Raw genomic sequence first — 19,146 nt, 5'->3', positions numbered from 1 at the left:
TATAAAATAGAGCCATTATTAAGATTTATAGAAGAAGAAGAAGCAGAAATGAAGGAAAAGTTAAAATGGGGATATAACACAGCGTATATGCTAACGGGACAATTAAATGAACACCCAAGAGCAGCAATAAATTTTGTAAAAGAAGAAAGAAAAGATTATACAAAGTTTTATGATACTTTAACAGATATAGAAGAGTAAATTTTACTCTTCTATTTTTATTATTATAAATGAAATATTATCTTTACAATTATTAATCAATTTTTGAAAAAATAAATCTAATCCATTTTCTAATGAATAATTTAGAAAAACATTATATATTTCCTCATCATCAAAAAGTTCCCAGACACCATCACTACAAATAAGAAAGATATCATTTTTAGTATAATTTAATTTTTTTATATTTGTTTTAGTAATAGAATTTTCAAAACCGCCAGAAATAGAAGATACAATAAGATTTCTCATTGGATTAAACCGTATATTAGACTTAGGTACATGTCCATTTTCTACATATTTCATTATTAATGTATGATCAATAGATAATTGTTTAGTATCAACATTTGATATTTTATAAACACGAGTATCCCCTATATTGATTATAAATGATTTTTCTCCTAAAGATATTCCACCTAAAGTAGCTCCAAATACAAGATTATTATGTTTTATACTATAGTCATCAAGTATTGATTTTATATTATTAATTTCATTATGAATATTATCTATAGAATCAAGATTAGAAGAATTTATTAATTCATTAAGAATGGTTTGACTTGCTATCTCGCCTGCTTCTTCTCCTCCGAGTCCATCGCTTATAAAAAACTTTCCCTTATTATCATTAAAAACAAGTTTTTCGTATTTTTTCATATTGTTATTTATGACAATATCCTTAATAAGTAAAGAATCCTCATTATTTGATCTCTTCCCTTTATTTGTATAATAATAAATTATCATATAATCCCACCTCAATAAAAATATATTACTATAATATAATACTGAAAAAAAATAAAAATCCTTTAAAAAATAAAAAAAACTGCCTAAGGCAGTTTTTTATAAAAAATTATTTATTAACTTTATCAGCTAATTTTTTACCAGGTTTAAATTTAACAACTTTTTTAGCAGGAATTTCAATTTCTTCTCCTGTTTGAGGATTTCTACCTTTTCTTGCAGGTTTTTCTTGAACCTCAAATTTTCCCCATCCTACAAAATTAATTTCGTCTCCATTTACTAAAGATTCTTCGATAGTTTTTAAAAGGACATCTAATTTTCTTTCAGCTTCAGCTTTAGATTCAAAATTTCCTTTTTCAGCAAACAAAGCTACGAATTCTTTTTTATTCATTATTTACCTCCTATTTTATTATATGCTTCACTACAACTAATATACCTTATTTTGCCCTTTAAATGCAAGTTTTTTTTGAAAAAAATAAAAAAAGGTTTTTAAAATATTATTAAGAATAATAAAGTAAATAAAAAAAAAACGTATATCATAAAATTATATTGCATACAATTTATTTTTATGATACACTAAAATAAAGAAAATAGGAGGAAATAATATGTATGATGTTATAATTATCGGTAGTGGAGCAGCGGGGCTTTCAGTTGCATATACTGCTATTGGATTTGGAAAAAAAGTTTTATTGATTGAAAAATATAAACCAGGTGGTGAATGTACTTGGAGTGGATGTGTTCCGAGTAAAGCACTTATTAATATTGCGAAAGATATTTATACAGTAAAAAAATATAATGAAGATTTTCAAATAGATACAAAAGAAGTATTAAAAAATATACAGAGGGTAATTTTAAATGTATATTCTCATGAAACTCCTGAAAAATTAATTAACGATGGTATCAATTATTTAAATGGAAAAGCTAAAATAAAAGATAAAAATAGCGTAATTGTAAATGGAAAAGAGTATAAAACAAAAAATATTGTGATTTCAACAGGCTCATCACCTTTTATACCGCCAATTGAAGGGATAGAAAAAGTTGATTATTTAACAAATGAAACTTTATTTTATCTTGAAAAATTACCAAAATCAATTATTATTTTGGGTGGAGGAGCGATAGGAATAGAGATGGCACAAGCTTTAAATAGAATTGGAGTAAAAGTACAACTTGTAGAAATGATGGAAAGTATACTTATAAAAGAAGATAGAGAATTTGCTCAAATAATTAAAAAGGAATTAGAGAATGAAGGAGTAAAAATTTATGAAAAAACAGAAGCTATAAAAGTAATTGAAAAACATAATAAAAAAATATTAACTGTAAAAAATATGGATAAACAATTTGAATTAGAAGGAGAAGCTTTATTGGTAGCAGTTGGAAGAAAAGCAAATATTGAAGATCTAGGTATTGAAGAAATAGGAGTTGAAACTACAAGAAGAGGAATAGTTGTAAATAAAAAATTACAAACAACTATAAAAAATATATATGCTGTTGGAGATGTAGTGGGGCCTTATCAATTTTCACATATGGCGAATGTACAAGGAATTTTGGCTGCTAAAAATATTGTACTTCCAATAAAACAAAATATTAATTATAGTCATGTAGCATGGACAACTTTTACTTCACCAGAACTTGCTACAGCTGGAATGAGCTTAGAAGAAATAAAAAAGCAAAATATAAAATATAGAGAATATCAGTTTGATTTTAAAAATATTGATAGAGCCATGACTAAAAAAGGTGATATTGGGAAAGTTAAACTTTTTTTAGATAAAAAAGGATATGTATTAGGTGCTACAATTATAGGAGAAAGAGCAGGAGAGATAATATCAGAAATTCAAGTCTTAAAAACGTTGAAAATAAATTATGCAAAACTTGTTAATGTAATACACCCTTATCCTACTTATTCTGAAGTATTAAATAAAATATCCAAGAAAGTAGCAGTAGATAATATTTTAGAAAATCCAATAGTAAAATTTTTTATGAATTTTAAAAAATAAAAGGTATAGATATATAAATTAGTATAGATAAAAATATATATTAAAAAAAGTTTATTATAGAATATATAAGCTTTATTTTATTAAAAATATTAGGAGGAAAGTTTATGAATGCAGTAGTAGCAGTATTTATAATATTAGTTGGAGGTATGACAATAAAAAATAACGTTGAACCTAAAAATATAGGTGTAATAAATGGAAAATTTTATGAATTAAAAAAATCACCAAATAATATATCGAGTCAAACAGATATAAAAGAAAAATATGTAGAGCCATTAAAATTCATTGAGAATAAAGAAAAGAGTTATGTAAAAATATTAGAGGTATTAAATAGTTATGAAAATGCTAAAATTGAAAGAAAAGATAAAAATTATATCCATGTTGTTTTTAAAACAAGCGGTTTAAAATTTAAAGATGATGTAGAATTTTATTTTGATGAAAATGAGAAAGTTATTCATTTTAAATCAGCTTCAAGAGTTGGATATTCAGATATGGGTAAAAATAGAGAAAGATATGAAGAAATAAAAAAAAGATACTATAGGTAGGTGAAAAATTTGAAAAAGAAAATATTAATTGGTACACTTTTAGTGATATTGATATATTTACTATATAAATTAAATATATTTGAAAAAGTAAAAAATATTGAAGATTTTAAAAATTGGATAAATAACTTTGGTATAGTAGCACCAATAGTATTTATTATTATATATGCACTAGCAACGGTGTTATTTCTTCCTGGAACGCCTTTTACACTTATTGGAGGAATAATCTTTGGACCAATACTAGGACTTGTATATGTGGTACTAGGTGCTAGTATAGGACTTTCATTAGCTTTTTTACTTGCAAGATATTTTATACGTGATACTATATATAATAAAGTTAAAGATAATGATACATTTCAAAAAATAGAAGAAGGTGTCAAAAAAAATGGATGGAGAATATTGTTAATTACTAGGCTTGTACCGATATTTCCATTTAATTTGCAAAATTATATATATGGACTTACAAATATAAAGTTTGTAATGTATGCTATACTTTCTAGTATATTGATTATTCCTGGTTCTGCAGTATATGTACTATCTTCTGGAGCAATAGCAAGTGGAGAAGGAATATCAAAAAAAAATATTATCTTAATTGCAGTAGCAGCAATAATTTTTGTAATCTTATCGTTTATTCCAAAATTATTTGTTAAAAAGGGAGAGGTTTAATGAAAAAAACAATTATATTTTTATTGTTTATAATACTTATTGGATGTAACAAGAAAAGTAATGATGTAACTTTAAATGAGAGTTGGGAAAATATACAAAAAAAATCTAAAGGAACAGTGGTAAATATATATGCATGGGGAGGAAGTGAAGTAATAAACGATTATATTGATAAATATGTCGGGAAAAATCTTAAAAAACAAGATATTACTATAAATAGAGTACCCGTAGATGATATAAAAGTAATTATGAATAAACTTTTGACTGAAAAAATTGCAAATAAAAAAGATGGAAGTGTAGATATTATATGGATAAATGGAGAAAATTTTAAATTTGCAAAAGAAAATGGACTTTTATGGGGAGAATTTGCTAAAATTTTACCAAATTTAAACTATGTAGACGAAAAAACTATACAGTCTGACTTTGGGGAACCAATTAATTATTTAGAAGCGCCGTGGGGAACTGCTCAATTTGTTTTCGCATATGATAGTGAAAAAGTAACTTATCCTAAAAATCATGTTGAATTAAAAGAAATTGTAAAAAAATATCGTGGGAAATTTACTTATCCACAAAGTAGTGATTTTATAGGAAGTGTATTTTTAAGACAATTATTTTCTAGTATTGATAAAGAGGCGTATTTTAGATTGGTAAATGAGGATTTAGAAGAAAGTCAAATAAAAAAATTACTAAAGCCATTATGGAGCTATTTAAATGAAATAAAACCATATTTATGGAGAGAAGGAAAAACTTATCCTGAAAGTAGTGGTAAAATGCATGAACTATATTCAATGCAAGAAATATATTTTACAATGGATTATGCACCATTATTTGTAGAAAGTAGAATAAAAAATGGTAGCTTTACGAAAGCCACTAAAACTTTTTTATTTGAAAATGGGACAATATTTAATAATCATTATTTAAGTATACCATTTAATGCAAAAAATAAAGCTGCAGCTCTTATGACGATAAATTTTTTAATATCATTTGATGCACAATATCAAAAACAAATCCCAAATAATTGGGGAGATGGAAATGTTCTTGATTTTACAAAATTAACTACTATGCAAAAAGAAAAATTTGATAAAATTGATATAGGAGATGCTAGTATATCATTTGATGTATTATCAAAAAATAGAATTCCAGAAATAAAATCAAAATATGTAGAGATAATAGAAAAAGAGTGGTATGAAAATGTTGCAAAAAATTAAACCATATATAAAAATATTGCCAGCATTTTTAACAATTTTTTTATTATTTTGGTATGGAATATTTTTAGGAGTTTTACAAAGTTTTGGATTTTTTTTAATTAATAAGAAATCAAAATTTACATTTGAAAATTATATAAAAGTTTTTAGAAATAGAGAGTTTTTAGACTCTCTGTTTCTTAGTATAAAAATATCTTTACTCAGTGTAGGGTTTGTAATATTATTTGCTATTATTATTTTATATTTATTATTCTTATTGAAATTAAAATATTTTAAATTAAGTGATAAACTTCAAAAGTTATATTTAGTACCAATGCTAGTGCCGTATCTTATAGGTAGTTATATAAGTATAATAACTCTTGCTCAAACAGGATTTTTATCTAAAATATTTTATAAAGCAGGAGTAATTTTAAATTTTGAAGAATTTCCAATTTTAATTAACGATTCTCATGGAATAGGAATTATTCTTACATATATTTGGAAAACTCTTCCTTTTGTATTGCTTATGACTTATCCTATTCTTGATAAAATAATTGATAAATGGATAAAAGTAGGTAAATTATACGGAGCTAATAATTTTAAATTTTTTATTTATATTATTATACCACTTTTAATTCCAACACTTTTTAATAGTGCGTTTATTTTGTTAGCATTTATTTTTAGTGCGTTTGAAATTCCTTATATGCTTGGACTTACATATCCTAAAATGTTATCAGTAATGACATATGATATGCATTCAAAGGATTTTATTAATACACAAAGTGAAGTAATGAGCATAAATATAATAATAGTTTTAATAACAATAAGTTTAGGAATTATTTCATATAAAATATTAAAAAAAAATTATGAGGAGATATAATGCTTTTATTTATAATTTTACTAATCGGATTAATATTTATTTTTCCATATATACCACTTGTTTTATATTCATTTTCAAATACTTGGAAATATCCTAATATTTTTCCAAGTAATCTTTCTCTTAAATGGTGGAAATATGTTTTTAAACAGCCTATTACATATAAAGCTATATTTTATAGTCTGATAATAGCGATAATTGTATCTTTAATAAATTTAATAATAGGTTTGCCTGCAGCAAATGCACTTGTAAAAGATAAATTTAAAGGTAGAAAATTTTTTGAACACTCTATGTTTGCACCAATTATTATTCCACCAATAATTTCAGTGATGGGGATACATTTTATTTTTATAAAACTAAATTTAGTAGAAAATTTTATTGGAGTTATATTAATACATATTATTCCAACTTTTCCATATATGCTAAGAACTCTTATATTAGGTTATAAAAATTTTGACTTTAATTATGAAAAAGTAGCTATATTATATGGGGCATCATCATTAAAAAAATATTTATTAATCACGTTACCTATGCTTATGCCTTCTATACTTAGTGGAATAATATTAAGTTTATTAATTTCATTTAGCAACTATATACTTACATATATAATAGGTGGTGGGAAAATAATTACATTACCACTTATTACTTTTCCATATATTGTAGGAGGAAATAGAGCTATTGGAGCTGTATATGTAATAATTTTTATAGTTTTAAATATAATATCTGTAATATTTATAGAAAAAATTTTTGGAAAATTGTATAAAAAATAAAATATAATTGAATTAATTTATAATTTTAAATAATTAATATAAAAAGAGGTTAAACATGATAAAACTAAAAAATATTACAAAAGAGTATGATGATTTTAAATTAAAAAATATAAATTTTGAAGTAAAAAAAGGAGAGTTTATATCTCTTTTGGGAAAATCTGGTTCAGGGAAATCAACGATTTTAAATATTATTTCAGGAATAGATAAAAATTATAAAGGAGAAGTATTATTTAAAAATAAAAATATAAATAATTATAATTTATTAGAAAAAAAACTAGCTATGATATTTCAAGAAGATTATCTTTTTCCTCATTTAAATATTGAAAAAAATATTGGATTTGGATTAAAAATGAGAAAAGAAAAAAAAGAAATTATAAAAAAGAAAGTAGATAATTTATTAGAAAAATTAGGGTTAAAAAATTTTAATAAAAAATATCCACATGAGCTTAGTGGTGGACAAAAACAAAGAGTAGCAATAGCTAGAGCATTAGCAATAGAACCAGAAATTTTATTAATGGATGAGCCTTTTTCAGCACTTGATGAAAATTTAAGACTTGAAATGCAAGATTTAATAAAAAATATTCATAAAGAAAATAAAGTAACTACAATATTTGTTACTCATGACCAAGATGAAGCATTTAAATTATCAGATAGAATAATACTTATTGAAGATGGCGATATATTACAAACAGATAAGCCATTAAAACTTTATAAAAAACCAAAAAATGAAAAGGTAGCTAAATTTTTAGGAATGAAAAATATATTTGATAGTAAAATTTTTGAAAATTATTATAAAATTGATAAAAATCAAAAAATAATTATAAAAGATAAAGATATTATTATAAAGAAAAATGGTAAAATAATAGGAAATATTGAAGGGATTAATTATTATAAAAATATATGTGAATTAATAATAAGATTTGAAAATGGTAAAATATATTATTGTGATTCAATTGAAAATATTAACAGATATAAATTAAGAGGTAAAATAAAATTTGATATAAAAATGGATGAAGTTTATTATATATGAAAAAAATTGTGATTTAGATATTTAAAAAGATATCAATAAGGAGGCATAAAATGTTAGATACAAGAGCAAGAAAATTTATTCAACCATTTTTCAATTTAATAGCGGATTTATTAATAAAAAATAATATTTCTGCAAATCAAGTAACAATATTTGCTTTTATTTTAGGATTGACTATAAATATATTTATATTAACAGATTTTAATTTAATAGCAGTAATAATATTATGGATATCCGGAGCTTTAGATGCTGTTGATGGGACTATCGCTAGGAAAACAAAGACTTCGTCTCAATTTGGGACTATAATGGATATAGTATTTGATAGATTAGTGGAAATAGGAATGATAATAACTTTAGCAATAAAAAATAGTAATGCTACTTTTTCTTTGCTTTTACTTACATCTAGTATAGTGATAACAATGACAATATTTTTAAGCGTAGGAGCAGTTGCAAATAAAAAAGGAGAAAAATCATTTTATTATCAGCCAGGGCTTGCAGAAAGAACAGAAGGATTTATATTTTTTACTTTTATGATATTATTTCAAAAATATCTAATAATTATAACAATGATGTTTTTTATAGCAATTATTTATACTGCATTTCAAAGATTTAAAGAAGCGCATAAAATATTAACAAAGTAAAATTTAGTATAGTAATAAAATTAAATTGATAAAAATCAATATAAATTGTATAATAAAATTATGGAAAAGAAAAATTATGGAAAAGAAAATAGTTTAAATTTGAAACTTTTTTTAATACTTAATAGATGTACACAATCTGTTAATAGAAATATTTATCCGATATTTAAAGAAAAAGGAATTACAGAATCGCAATTTTATGTTTTAGAATTTTTATATCATAAGGGGGATAGTAGAATAAAAGATATAATCAATAAAACTTTTTCTACAGGTGGAACTATGACTGTAATAATAGATAATTTAGTAAAACAAAATTTAATTGAAAAAAAGAAAGATCCCCGTGATAGAAGAGCTTTTTTGATTTCTCTTACATTGAAAGGGAAGGAAGTTATTGAAAAAATATTTGATAAACATTTAAAAAATTTAGAAAAAATATTTGATGTTTTGGGAAATGAAGAAAAAGAATTATTAAAAGAATTACTAAAAAAATTAGGAAAATATCAAAATTAAATTTATAGGATTATAAACAAAAAAAGACTCTTTAAATAAGAGTCTTTTTTTGTTTATAATTAATTATAATTCTACACATAAAAATAATTAATTATAATTAGTATTTACATATATTTGATTAAATATAAAAAAATGTGTAAAATAACCTCAAGAAGAGAAAAATAGTATTGATATAGAGTTTATAAATTAAATTTCTATAAAAAAACATATATATATATTTTATTAATGATAAAAGGAGGAGAAGAAAATGAAGAAAAAAAATTTGGGGATATTATTATTTATTTTGTTAACAACAGGGATAATGGCAGCAACAGGTGATGAAGTTCAAACAAATCTTAACTGGACTTGGACCTTAATTGCCGCAGCAATGGTATTTTTTATGCAAGCAGGATTTGCAATGGTAGAAACAGGCTTTACAAGAGCTAAAAATGCAGGAAATATTATTATGAAAAATGTAATGGATTTTTCTATGGGAATATTAGCATTTTGGGCAGTAGGATTTGCTTTTATGTTTGGTAAGGGGAGTTTTATAGGAATGACAAATTTCTTTGCTAATGGTTTGGTTGGATGGGATTGGACATTCTTTGTATTTCAAGGAGTTTTTGCAGCAACTGCGGCTACAATAGTATCAGGTGCTTTAGCAGAAAGAACAAAATTTGGTTCATATTTAATAGCAAGTTTTTTATTAACAGCATTTATTTATCCTATATTTGGTCATTGGGCATGGGCTGGTTTATATGGACAAGCAACTGGATGGCTTGAAAATTTAGGATTTATAGATTTTGCGGGTTCAACAGTGGTTCATTCGCTTGGTGGATGGGCAGCGTTAGCAGGAGCTATGACAGTAGGACCTAGAATAGGCAAATTTGGTAAAAACGGAGAGGTAAAAGCTATACCAGGACATTCTCTTACATTAGCATCTCTTGGAGTATTCATATTATGGTTTGGTTGGTTTGGATTTAATTCAGGGTCTACTACTACAGGAACAAAAGAAATCGGATTAATAGCAGCGAATACACTTTTAGCAGCAGCAGCAGCAAGTATATCAGCTCTTATTGTATCAATAATAAAATTTAAAACTTATGATATAGGTATGACTTTAAATGGAGCATTAGCTGGTCTTGTAGCAATTACTGCAGGATGTGCAAATGTAGCTCCATGGTCGGCAGTAATAATAGGAATATTAGCTGGAATTTTAGTAGTATATTCTATTGGATTTATCGATAATTTAAAAATAGATGATCCTGTAGGTGCAGTATCGGTACATGGAGTTAATGGAGCATGGGGAACAATTGCAGCTGGAATATTTGATAATGGAAATTTATTTAATCCTCAAACAATAGGAGTGCAAATTTTAGGAGTATTAGCAATGTTTATATTTGCATTTGTTACATCACTTATTATGTTTAACGTAATAAAAATAATATTTGGAATAAGAGTAAGCAAAGAAGAGGAATTAAAAGGTCTTGATATAGGCGAACATGAAGCAGATGCTTATCCAGAATTTCAAACTAGTTCATCTATTTATGAAATATAAAAATTTAATGGTAATATTTTAATAAAATTGATTCAAAATAAATAATATATTTTGAGGAGGAATAAAAATGAAAAAAATAGAAGCTATAGTAAAACCTATAAAATTAAGTATTCTTAGAGATAGTTTAATAGAAATAGGAGTAACAGGAATGACAATATCTGAAGTAAAAGGATTTGGTAAACAAAAAGGATATAAGGAAATATTTAGAGGTGCAGAATATGAAGTACATTTTTTACCAAAAATAAAATTAGAATTATTTATATCTGATAATATGGTAGAAAAAGTTGTTAAAACAATAAAGGAATCTGCATATACAGGAGAAATAGGTGATGGGAAAATTTTTATAACCTCAGTTGAAGAAGCTATAAAAATAAGAACAGGTGAAATTGGAGATAATATTTTATAAAATAAAAAAGCTATAATATTTAAATATTATAGCTTTTTTTATTTTATATTTTAACTAAAAAACAGCTGGATTTCCAACTGTTTTTCGTTATTTTAATAAAAAATTAAACCCTCTACTAGATTTTTCAACAATTAGCTTTTCTTCTCTAAATAACCATCCAATAGTGAGCAATAATTCATCTTTAGTAAGTTTTAAATCATTTTGAAGCTTACTAAAAGATATATTAGGATTTGTGTTTAAGTGATTCCAAACTTTGCCTGCATTTTTTCCAATTTTTTCATTTGAAAATTTCATTTTACCACCTCTACTTTTAATTTTATATTTTTTCCTAAAATAAAGTAGTTATTATATTTCCATAAAAATATTAAAACAGAATACAGAATTTGTCAAATTTTTTTTTACAAAAAAAATAAGGAGTGGAAAAAAACTCCTTTTTAAAATAAAATTTGAAAAAAATTAAAATGTATAATCTACGCAGGCTCTATTTTCAACGATTTCTTTTACTAAATCTATTATTTCTACATGTTTTGGATGATGTTTATATTTATCTAAATCTTCAAAAGATTTAAATTCAGTAATTAAAACAACATCAAAATTTTTACTTGAATATTCATCATTATTTATACCAACTTCTAATTTTATTATTTCTGGAATTTCATTTTTTAAATTTTCTAGTTCAGCTTTTAAAATAAATGCATTTTCATCTTTTGTATTTCCTCTAGCATTTTTTTTTAATACCCACATTACAACATGTCTTATCATTATCCACACCCCTTTTTAAATATATACATTATTATACTATATTTTATTAAATTTTTAAATTAAAAAAAAGAATAAAATTTGACTTTTTTAAAAATATTTAATAAAATTATTTTAAAAATGAACAATACAGGAGGTTAAGATGTTAGAAATTGGATTGAAGTATACTAAAGAAAAAATAATAAAAGAAAATGAAAGTGCTAAATACGTAGAGAGTGGTGATTTAGAAGTATTCTCAACACCTTCACTTATAGCATTTATGGAAAATTGTGCTATGAATTGTGTGAAAAAATATATAAATGAAAATGATACAACAGTAGGGATATCTATAAATATAAAACATTTGCAAGCAAATTTAATAGGAGAAAAAATAAAAGGCGAAGCTAAATTAACAAATATTGATGGAAGAAAACTTACATTTGAAGTACTAGTTACTTCTGATAGAGGCGAAATAGGAAAGGGTATACATGAAAGGTTTATAGTAAGCAGAGAAAAGTTTATTAATAAATTAAAGAAATTTTAAGAAATCTCTAATATTGTAATTTTATAATAAAAGTAACTATAATATAGAGAGGTGATAATAATGAAAGTATTAAAAATAATATTAACTATAATAAAGAATTTTTTAGGTAAAAAAGATAAAGAATATATAGAAGAAGCTATAATAGTAGAAGAAAAAATTTTAAGAAGAAAGTAAAGTGATTTTATGGAGAAAATAATATTAGCGGGTGGATGTTTTTGGGGAGTAGAAGCATATTTTAAAAGATTAAAAGGTGTAATTAAAACAAAAGTAGGATATGCAGGTGGAAATAAAAAAAATCCAACTTATGAAGAGGTGTGCAGTGGAAAAACAGGACATTTAGAAGCTGTATATATTGAATATGATAGAAAAATAATTAATTTAGAAAAAATATTAAGACATTATTTTGATATAATAGATCCTTTTTCTATTGATAGGCAAGGTGGAGATGTAGGCCCGCAATATGCAACTGCTATTTTTTATAATAATAAAGAGCAATATGATATTATAAGAAAAATGATACAAGAGATTGAAAATAATTTTAATAAAAAAGTAGCTACTAAAATATTAAAAGAAAGTAATTTTTTTGAGGCAGAAGATTATCATCAAAACTATTTAGAAAAAAATCCTACAGGTTATTGTCATATAAACCTAAATTCAATAAAAAATAGTAAAGATTATCAAGAACCAGTATAATAAAAGCCCAATTTTCTATTTAGAAAATTGGGCTTTTACTTAGATTATTTATACAATTCTTCTAATCTTGTTTGGATTTCTTCGTTTTCGATATAATCATCATAATCCATTAATTTATCAACTAATCCATTTGGAGTAATTTCTATTATTCTATTAGCTATAGTATGAATAAATTCATGATCATGAGCAGAAAATAAAATAGTACCATTAAATTTTATTAATGCTTTATTTAATGATGTAATAGATTCTAGGTCCAAATGATCAGTAGGATTGTCAAGTAAAAGAACATTTGCTTTAGAAAGCATCATTCTAGAAAGCATACATCTAACTTTTTCTCCTCCAGAAAGAACTTTAACTTTTTTAGAGGCTTCTTCACCAGAAAATAACATTCTTCCTAAGAATCCTCTAACATATGACTCTGTTTGGTCATCAGAGTATTGTTTTAACCAATCGATTATAGAACCATCATAATCAAAATATTTTGAATTATCTCTAGGTAAATATGTTTGAGATGTAGTAACTCCCCATGTGAAACTACCGCTATCCGGCTCAATTTCTCCAGCTAAAATATCAAGTAGAGTAGAAGTAACTAAGTCATTTCTTGATAAAAATACAACTTTATCACCTGTGTTAATTGTAAAACTTATGTTATCAAGAACTTTTACACCATTTATAGTTTTAGATAGATTTTCAACAAATAGCATGTTATTTCCAGCATCTCTTTCAGGCTTGAATTCTATAAATGGATATTTTCTATTTGAAACTTGCATGTCTTCAAGTTTTAATTTTTCAAGCTGTTTTTTTCTAGATGTAGCTTGCTTTGATTTTGAAGCATTAGCACTAAATCTAGCGATGAATTCTTGTAATTCTTGTCTTTTTTGTTCAAGTTTTTTATTTTTATTTCTAATAAGTTCTTGCATAAGTTGATTTGATTCATACCAGAAATCATAGTTTCCAACATATAATTTCACTTTACCATAATCGATATCAGCTATATGAGTACAAACTTTATTTAAAAAATGTCTATCATGAGAGACTACAATAACAGTAGCATCAAAATCCAATAAGAAATTTTCTAACCAAGTAATAGCTTTGATATCAAGACCATTTGTAGGTTCGTCAAGTAATAAAATATCTGGATGTCCAAATAAAGCTTGAGCTAATAAAACCTTTACTTTGTCAGCTTCTGTTAATTCTTTCATATATTTATAATGTTTATCAGTTTCTAATCCAAGGCCTAATAAAAGTTTTTCAGCTTCCATTTCAGCTTCCCAACCATTTAATTCAGCAAATTCACCTTCTAGTTCGGCAGCTTTCATACCGTCTTCATCTGAAAAATCAGTTTTAGCATAAATAGCATTTTTTTCTTGCATTATTTCATATAATCTTTTGTGTCCCATAATTACAACATCAAGTACTTGTTCTTCTTCGTAAGCAAAGTGATCTTGTTTTAAGAATGATAATCTTTTACCAGGTCCTAAAATTACTTCGCCTTCTGTTGATTCTATTTCACCTGATAATATTTTTAAAAATGTTGACTTTCCGGCTCCATTTGCTCCAATTACACCATAGCAATTACCAGGAGTAAATTTAATATTTACATCTTCAAAAAGTTTACGACTTCCAAATCTAAGTCCTAATCCACTAACTGTTATCATTTTATCCTCCTAAATCTATATTAATTATTAATAATTATATTATCCGACACATTATATCATTATTAATATAAAAAGTAAACAATATTGAAAATACTAACTAAATATGATAAAATGTTTTGCAGCTTTTAATTAAGGAGGGTTTTGAATGAATATAAAAAATATAGTTAAAGAAACTTTAGATAAAAATAAAGAGATATATTTAGATACAACTGTAGGTTGGTATAAAGGGAATAAAGATTATAGAACAGGTGGTCAAGATATTATATATTCAATAGAAAATAATGAATATTATAAGGAATATGATTTTGTAATAACACCAAATAATATTGAAAAAACAAAAGTAAGAATAACACTAGATGAAATAGTAGAAGAATTAACTAAATTTAATGTAAAAGAAGAAGAAATAACAAGTGGTGCTATAATAAATAGAGGAGATTGGGAGCCAAGAGGTTAATGTTAATAAAAATAAGAGAGGTAATAATATGGCAATAGTAAAATTTTATCCAAAGGGTGGAATGAAACCACTTTTTGCTCTTAAATTAGTGGATACATTTAATAAAATAATACAAGAACTAGGTATAGAAAAAGCTGAAGAAATAATAAAAATAGCTTTAAATATTAATAAAAATAGAATTATTGATATAAGAGAAGTAGAAGATAGTAATGGAGATATTAGTTTTATTGTTATTTTGTATGATTTTATATCAAAGTATAAGCGGCCTAAAACATCTATACCACAAACAGAAGAAGGTTTTTTTGATTTTAATATATATCAATTAGATTTTAATAGAACTATTGATATAGAAAAAATTATTAAAGATCAAAAAAAATATTTGATAAAATAACTTCCTTGAAATACAAGGAAGTATTTTTAAAAAATAATTTAGGTTTAATATTTGGAGGAATTAATGAATTTTGATATAATAGTAATTGGGTCTGGTCCTAGTGGATTATTTTCTGCGATTATGTTAGCAAAAAATAACAAAAAAGTACTGATAATAGAAAGAAATGAAAAAATAGGTGGGAAACTTTTTATAGCTGGAAGTGGTCAGTGCAATATTACTCATACTGGTAATTATAAGGATTTTTTAGAAAAATATGGTGAAAATGGAAAATTTTTAAAAAGAGTTTTATATAAATTTTCACCACAAGATACAATAGATTTTTTTAATAAAAATGGATTAAAATTAATAAAAAGAGAAGATGGCAAATATTTTCCAGAAACTTTTAAATCTATTGATGTAATAAATTTATTATTAAAAGAATATAAAGGTGAATATAGAGTAAAAGAATTAGTTAAAGAGATAAAAAAATTAGAAAATGAATTTATTGTAAAAACAGATAAATTGGAATATAAATCTAAATATGTAATAGTAGCGACTGGTGGAAAAAGTTATAAAAAAATAGGAACAACAGGTGATGGATATAAATTTGCAAAAAGCTTTGGACATCAAATAACCAAAATAGTGCCAGCACTGACACCGATATTTGTAAATAATTATATTTTTTTTGATTTATCAGGAATATCATTTAAAAATATTGAAATGAAAATACTTAAAAAAAACAAAATTTATAAAAAAGTATATGGTGATTTATTATTTACACATAAAAATTTAAGTGGCCCAATTATAATTAATAATAGTAGAAATATAGAGAAGAATGATTTTTTAGAATTTAATTTTGTTAAAACAGATAGAGAAATTTTAGAAAATGAATTTATTGATAATCAAAACAATAAAAAGAAAATTAAAACAATATTATTAAAATATGATATTCCAGAAAGATTTATAAATAAAATATTAAAAATATTAGATCTTGAATATACAAAAATAGCAGATTTATCAAAAGAAAACAGAAAAAAAATCTTAGATATGTTTTGTAATTATAGATTTAAAGTAAGTAAATTAGATAGTTTTGAGAAAGCAATGGTAACTAAAGGGGGTATTGAATTAAAAGAACTTGATAAAAATACTCTTGAATCAAAATTAATAAAAAATTTGTATTTTGTAGGTGAAGTGATAGATATAGATGGAGATACAGGAGGATATAATATTCAAGCAGCAATATCTATGGGAGTAGCTGCAGCAAGAGATATAATAGAAAAATAAAAGGAGTTATAAATGAAAAAGTTGGAATTTATTAAATATGTAAAAGAAATATGTTTAAAAATTCTTGAAAAAGCTTATATAAATAAAAAAAGGTTTTTAGAATTAAATGATATAGAAAATATAAAAAAAATAGATGAAGAGGTTATACCAAAATTTGAAAAATTATATTTATATTTTGATTCTATTTCAAAAAATGATATAGAAAATATAGAAAATTTCAATGAAATAGAAAAAAATATAGAAGAAATAAGAGAAAGTAATAAATTAACAAAAGAATATATATTAAAAGAAATAGAAAAAAGAGAAAAAATGTCTAAAAATTCAGGTAGTATAGCTGTAAAAAGATTATTTGAATTTGAAAAAAAAGAGCTTAATAAAAAACTTTTTGAAATAGAAAAGTTAGGAAAACCATTACTTGAAAAACAAAAAGAATATGAAAAGGCATTAGCTGATGCAATACAGCAAGATGAAGAATTAAAATATTTTGAAAAAGTAAAAGAAAATGGAAAAAAAATAGATAAATTAAATAATAAAATAATTAAAATAAATAAAAGACTTGAAAAACTAAATGAGTTTTTAGCAAAAAAATGGTATTATGAAATGTATGGAACTATTTCAAAAAATGAATTAGAAAAAATATATAAAGATGAATTTAAAATGAATGGAGAGAATAATGAATAAAATGGTATTTAAAAATAATATTATTTTTATAATTATAATAGTGTTAGCAATATTTTTAGTTACAAAATTTTTGAAATATAGAGTAATAAAAAAATTAAATTTTATTGATTTTAAGGAGGTTAAATTGAACAAAGAGTATAATTTAAAAGCAGTAATTAAAACTGATAAAGGAGATATTGAATTAAAATTATTTCCAAATATCGCACCTATTACAGTAACAAATTTTGTAAATTTAGCAACAAAAGGTTATTATAATGGATTAAAATTTCATAGAGTTATAGCTGATTTTATGATACAAGGTGGAGATCCAACAGGAACAGGAGCAGGAGGTCCTGGATATAATTTTAGAGATGAATTTGTTGAAGGTATAGAATTTAATAAATCAGGAATATTAGCGATGGCAAATGCTGGACCAAATACAAATGGAAGTCAATTTTTTATAACACATGTACCAACAGAGTGGTTAAATTATAAACATACTATTTTTGGGGAAGTATTAAATGAAGATACACAAAAAATAGTAGACTCAATATCTCAAGGAGATATAATGAATGAGGTAATTATATCAGGCGATTTAGATGAATTTTTAAAAGATATGGAAGATGTAGTAGAACAATTTAATAGTGCTATGTCAAAATAAAAAAAGTTATCGAAATTTTCGATAGCTTTTTTATTCTAATATTCTTATTTTGTTATATTTATCATTTTTACTTTTAATTAAAGCATTGTTAAGGCGATCAATAAGTTTTTCAATATTATCATTAGTTAAAAAATATGTTCCACCGATTGAAATACTAAGCGAAATATTTTTGTTTTCTATTAAAATAGATGTTTTTTCAGAAAGCATTTTAAGTCTTATAGCAATTTTATTTAATTCTTCTTTGTTTTCTAAATTAAATATTAAAACAAATTTATCATTTTTCCAATGAGCAATTATATCCCCAGTTTTTATATTTGATTTTAAAGTAAAAGCAACTATTTTAAGTAATTGATTAGCAATATCAGAACCATGTTTATTAATAATAGATGTAAAATTAGCAATATCTATTATTAAAATGCCTACATTTCGTTTAATTGATTTTATCTCATTAAGTTTAGAATTTATTACTTTATAAAGATATTTTGCATTTGGTAGATTTGTAAGAGGATCATACATTAAAAATTCTTTTAAAGCAAGTGGAGAAGGAGTTGTATTATTTATTTTTTTTTGTTTATTAAAAATTTCAATAGCACCAATTATTTCATTTTTATCATTTTTTAAAGGAAAGACTTTTATTGATATAGGAAGTAAATAACTAGATTTATGATGCATATAAACATCTGCATGAATGAAAGTTCCTGTTTTCATACTTTCTAATAAAGGACATCCATTTCTACACAATTCATTCCCGCTTTTATCAACATGTCTTAAAATATTATGATAACAAAATGAGTTAATTACATCATTATATGTAAATCCAGTAATTTTTTCTGCAGCATTATTCCAATATAATATTTTTCTATTTTTATCAACAAAATAAACACCATCACTAATATTGTCTAATATATTTTTATAATTTTTAATATTTATATTCATTGTACTACCTCCGTTATGAGAAATCATAAAATATTATACAAAAAAAACAGATAAATCCTTT

At 23.9% G+C, this 19,146-nt stretch carries 25 protein-coding genes; 19 read left to right on the top strand and 6 right to left on the bottom strand.

Annotation, left to right across the window (positions count from 1 at the left end):
- A partial coding sequence (locus EV215_RS10485; RefSeq protein WP_208320313.1) for a hypothetical protein occupies positions 1–198 on the top strand: 198 nt, incomplete at its 5' end.
- A 3-nt stretch (positions 199–201) separates the two neighbouring features.
- Here the strand turns inward: EV215_RS10485 and EV215_RS02035 are convergent.
- Both EV215_RS02035 and EV215_RS02030 read right to left on the bottom strand, forming a co-directional pair.
- Positions 202–948, bottom strand: coding sequence for a PP2C family protein-serine/threonine phosphatase (locus EV215_RS02035; RefSeq protein ID WP_134112314.1), 747 nt, complete (start codon positions 946–948; stop codon positions 202–204).
- Between the two features lie 106 nt (positions 949–1,054).
- A complete protein-coding gene (locus tag EV215_RS02030) occupies positions 1,055–1,333 on the bottom strand; it encodes an HU family DNA-binding protein (protein ID WP_134112313.1) in 279 nt (92 codons plus the stop codon).
- 214 nt (positions 1,334–1,547) lie between these two features.
- On the opposite strand from EV215_RS02030, the gene EV215_RS02025 reads away from it, so the two are divergent.
- The 11 genes from EV215_RS02025 (at position 1,548) to EV215_RS01975 (ending at position 11,087) form a co-directional block, all read left to right on the top strand.
- On the top strand, positions 1,548–2,936 hold the full coding sequence (locus EV215_RS02025) for a dihydrolipoyl dehydrogenase family protein (RefSeq protein WP_134112312.1): 1,389 nt from the start codon (positions 1,548–1,550) through the stop codon (positions 2,934–2,936).
- Positions 2,937–3,040: 104 nt separating this feature from the next.
- Positions 3,041–3,478 (top strand): DUF1499 domain-containing protein, encoded by a 438-nt coding sequence (locus EV215_RS02020; protein WP_134112311.1) that lies wholly within the window; start codon positions 3,041–3,043, stop codon positions 3,476–3,478.
- Positions 3,479–3,487: 9 nt separating this feature from the next.
- Positions 3,488–4,141 (top strand): TVP38/TMEM64 family protein, encoded by a 654-nt coding sequence (locus EV215_RS02015; RefSeq protein WP_371682576.1) that lies wholly within the window; start codon positions 3,488–3,490, stop codon positions 4,139–4,141.
- The gene (locus tag EV215_RS02010; protein WP_134112309.1) at positions 4,141–5,346 is read left to right on the top strand and encodes an ABC transporter substrate-binding protein; all 1,206 of its coding nucleotides are present in this window, start codon (positions 4,141–4,143) and stop codon (positions 5,344–5,346) included. Before EV215_RS02015 ends, EV215_RS02010 begins: the two co-directional genes overlap by 1 nt.
- On the top strand, positions 5,324–6,202 hold the full coding sequence (locus EV215_RS02005; RefSeq protein ID WP_166667318.1) for an ABC transporter permease family protein: 879 nt from the start codon (positions 5,324–5,326) through the stop codon (positions 6,200–6,202). The genes EV215_RS02010 and EV215_RS02005 overlap by 23 nt, the downstream gene beginning before the upstream one ends.
- Positions 6,202–6,969, top strand: coding sequence for an ABC transporter permease (locus EV215_RS02000; RefSeq protein ID WP_134112307.1), 768 nt, complete (start codon positions 6,202–6,204; stop codon positions 6,967–6,969). Before EV215_RS02005 ends, EV215_RS02000 begins: the two co-directional genes overlap by 1 nt.
- A 55-nt stretch (positions 6,970–7,024) precedes the next feature.
- Positions 7,025–7,999, top strand: coding sequence for an ABC transporter ATP-binding protein (locus EV215_RS01995; protein WP_134112306.1), 975 nt, complete (start codon positions 7,025–7,027; stop codon positions 7,997–7,999).
- A gap of 50 nt (positions 8,000–8,049) precedes the next feature.
- Entirely contained in the window at positions 8,050–8,637 is a 588-nt protein-coding gene (locus EV215_RS01990) for a CDP-alcohol phosphatidyltransferase family protein (protein ID WP_134112305.1), read from the top strand.
- A gap of 60 nt (positions 8,638–8,697) precedes the next feature.
- Complete coding sequence (locus tag EV215_RS01985; RefSeq protein WP_134112304.1) at positions 8,698–9,144, top strand: MarR family winged helix-turn-helix transcriptional regulator; 447 nt, start codon at positions 8,698–8,700, stop codon at positions 9,142–9,144.
- A gap of 247 nt (positions 9,145–9,391) precedes the next feature.
- Positions 9,392–10,681, top strand: a complete 1,290-nt coding sequence (locus EV215_RS01980; RefSeq protein ID WP_134112303.1) for an ammonium transporter — start codon at positions 9,392–9,394, stop codon at positions 10,679–10,681.
- A 67-nt stretch (positions 10,682–10,748) separates the two neighbouring features.
- Complete coding sequence (locus EV215_RS01975; protein WP_134112302.1) at positions 10,749–11,087, top strand: P-II family nitrogen regulator; 339 nt, start codon at positions 10,749–10,751, stop codon at positions 11,085–11,087.
- An 87-nt stretch (positions 11,088–11,174) separates the two neighbouring features.
- Here EV215_RS01975 and EV215_RS01970 read toward each other — a convergent pair whose 3' ends face one another.
- Together EV215_RS01970 and EV215_RS01965 are read right to left on the bottom strand one after the other, a co-directional pair.
- Positions 11,175–11,381, bottom strand: coding sequence for a winged helix-turn-helix domain-containing protein (locus tag EV215_RS01970; RefSeq protein WP_134112301.1), 207 nt, complete (start codon positions 11,379–11,381; stop codon positions 11,175–11,177).
- Positions 11,382–11,543: 162 nt separating this feature from the next.
- A complete protein-coding gene (locus EV215_RS01965) occupies positions 11,544–11,849 on the bottom strand; it encodes a Dabb family protein (RefSeq protein ID WP_134112300.1) in 306 nt (101 codons plus the stop codon).
- A 139-nt stretch (positions 11,850–11,988) separates the two neighbouring features.
- On the opposite strand from EV215_RS01965, the gene EV215_RS01960 reads away from it, so the two are divergent.
- On the top strand, positions 11,989–12,369 hold the full coding sequence (locus EV215_RS01960) for a thioesterase family protein (protein WP_134112299.1): 381 nt from the start codon (positions 11,989–11,991) through the stop codon (positions 12,367–12,369).
- Between the two features lie 183 nt (positions 12,370–12,552).
- Positions 12,553–13,062 carry a peptide-methionine (S)-S-oxide reductase MsrA gene (gene msrA / locus EV215_RS01955; protein ID WP_134112298.1) on the top strand — a complete coding sequence of 170 codons (510 nt, stop codon included), beginning with the start codon at positions 12,553–12,555 and terminating at the stop codon, positions 13,060–13,062.
- Between the two features lie 44 nt (positions 13,063–13,106).
- Here the strand turns inward: msrA and EV215_RS01950 are convergent, their stop codons facing one another.
- Positions 13,107–14,720: an ABC-F family ATP-binding cassette domain-containing protein gene (locus EV215_RS01950; RefSeq protein ID WP_134112297.1), complete on the bottom strand. Its 1,614-nt coding sequence runs from the start codon at positions 14,718–14,720 to the stop codon at positions 13,107–13,109.
- 145 nt (positions 14,721–14,865) lie between these two features.
- On the opposite strand from EV215_RS01950, the gene EV215_RS01945 reads away from it, so the two are divergent.
- The 5 genes from EV215_RS01945 (at position 14,866) to EV215_RS01925 (ending at position 18,149) form a co-directional block, all read left to right on the top strand.
- On the top strand, positions 14,866–15,174 hold the full coding sequence (locus tag EV215_RS01945; protein WP_134112296.1) for a hypothetical protein: 309 nt from the start codon (positions 14,866–14,868) through the stop codon (positions 15,172–15,174).
- 28 nt (positions 15,175–15,202) lie between these two features.
- On the top strand, positions 15,203–15,565 hold the full coding sequence (locus tag EV215_RS01940; protein WP_134112295.1) for a hypothetical protein: 363 nt from the start codon (positions 15,203–15,205) through the stop codon (positions 15,563–15,565).
- 63 nt (positions 15,566–15,628) lie between these two features.
- Positions 15,629–16,828, top strand: a complete 1,200-nt coding sequence (locus EV215_RS01935) for a BaiN/RdsA family NAD(P)/FAD-dependent oxidoreductase (RefSeq protein ID WP_134112294.1) — start codon at positions 15,629–15,631, stop codon at positions 16,826–16,828.
- Between the two features lie 12 nt (positions 16,829–16,840).
- Positions 16,841–17,509 carry a hypothetical protein gene (locus EV215_RS01930; RefSeq protein ID WP_134112293.1) on the top strand — a complete coding sequence of 223 codons (669 nt, stop codon included), beginning with the start codon at positions 16,841–16,843 and terminating at the stop codon, positions 17,507–17,509.
- Positions 17,510–17,528: 19 nt separating this feature from the next.
- A complete protein-coding gene (locus EV215_RS01925; RefSeq protein WP_371682579.1) occupies positions 17,529–18,149 on the top strand; it encodes a peptidylprolyl isomerase in 621 nt (206 codons plus the stop codon).
- Between the two features lie 30 nt (positions 18,150–18,179).
- Here EV215_RS01925 and EV215_RS01920 read toward each other — a convergent pair whose 3' ends face one another.
- Positions 18,180–19,085, bottom strand: a complete 906-nt coding sequence (locus EV215_RS01920) for a diguanylate cyclase domain-containing protein (protein WP_166667317.1) — start codon at positions 19,083–19,085, stop codon at positions 18,180–18,182.
- Positions 19,086–19,146 lie beyond the last annotated feature (61 nt).

Source organism: Hypnocyclicus thermotrophus (genome assembly GCF_004365575.1).
Taxonomy (GTDB): Bacteria; Fusobacteriota; Fusobacteriia; order Fusobacteriales; family Fusobacteriaceae; genus Hypnocyclicus; species Hypnocyclicus thermotrophus.
This window is presented reverse-complemented; position numbering and strand designations above follow the sequence as displayed.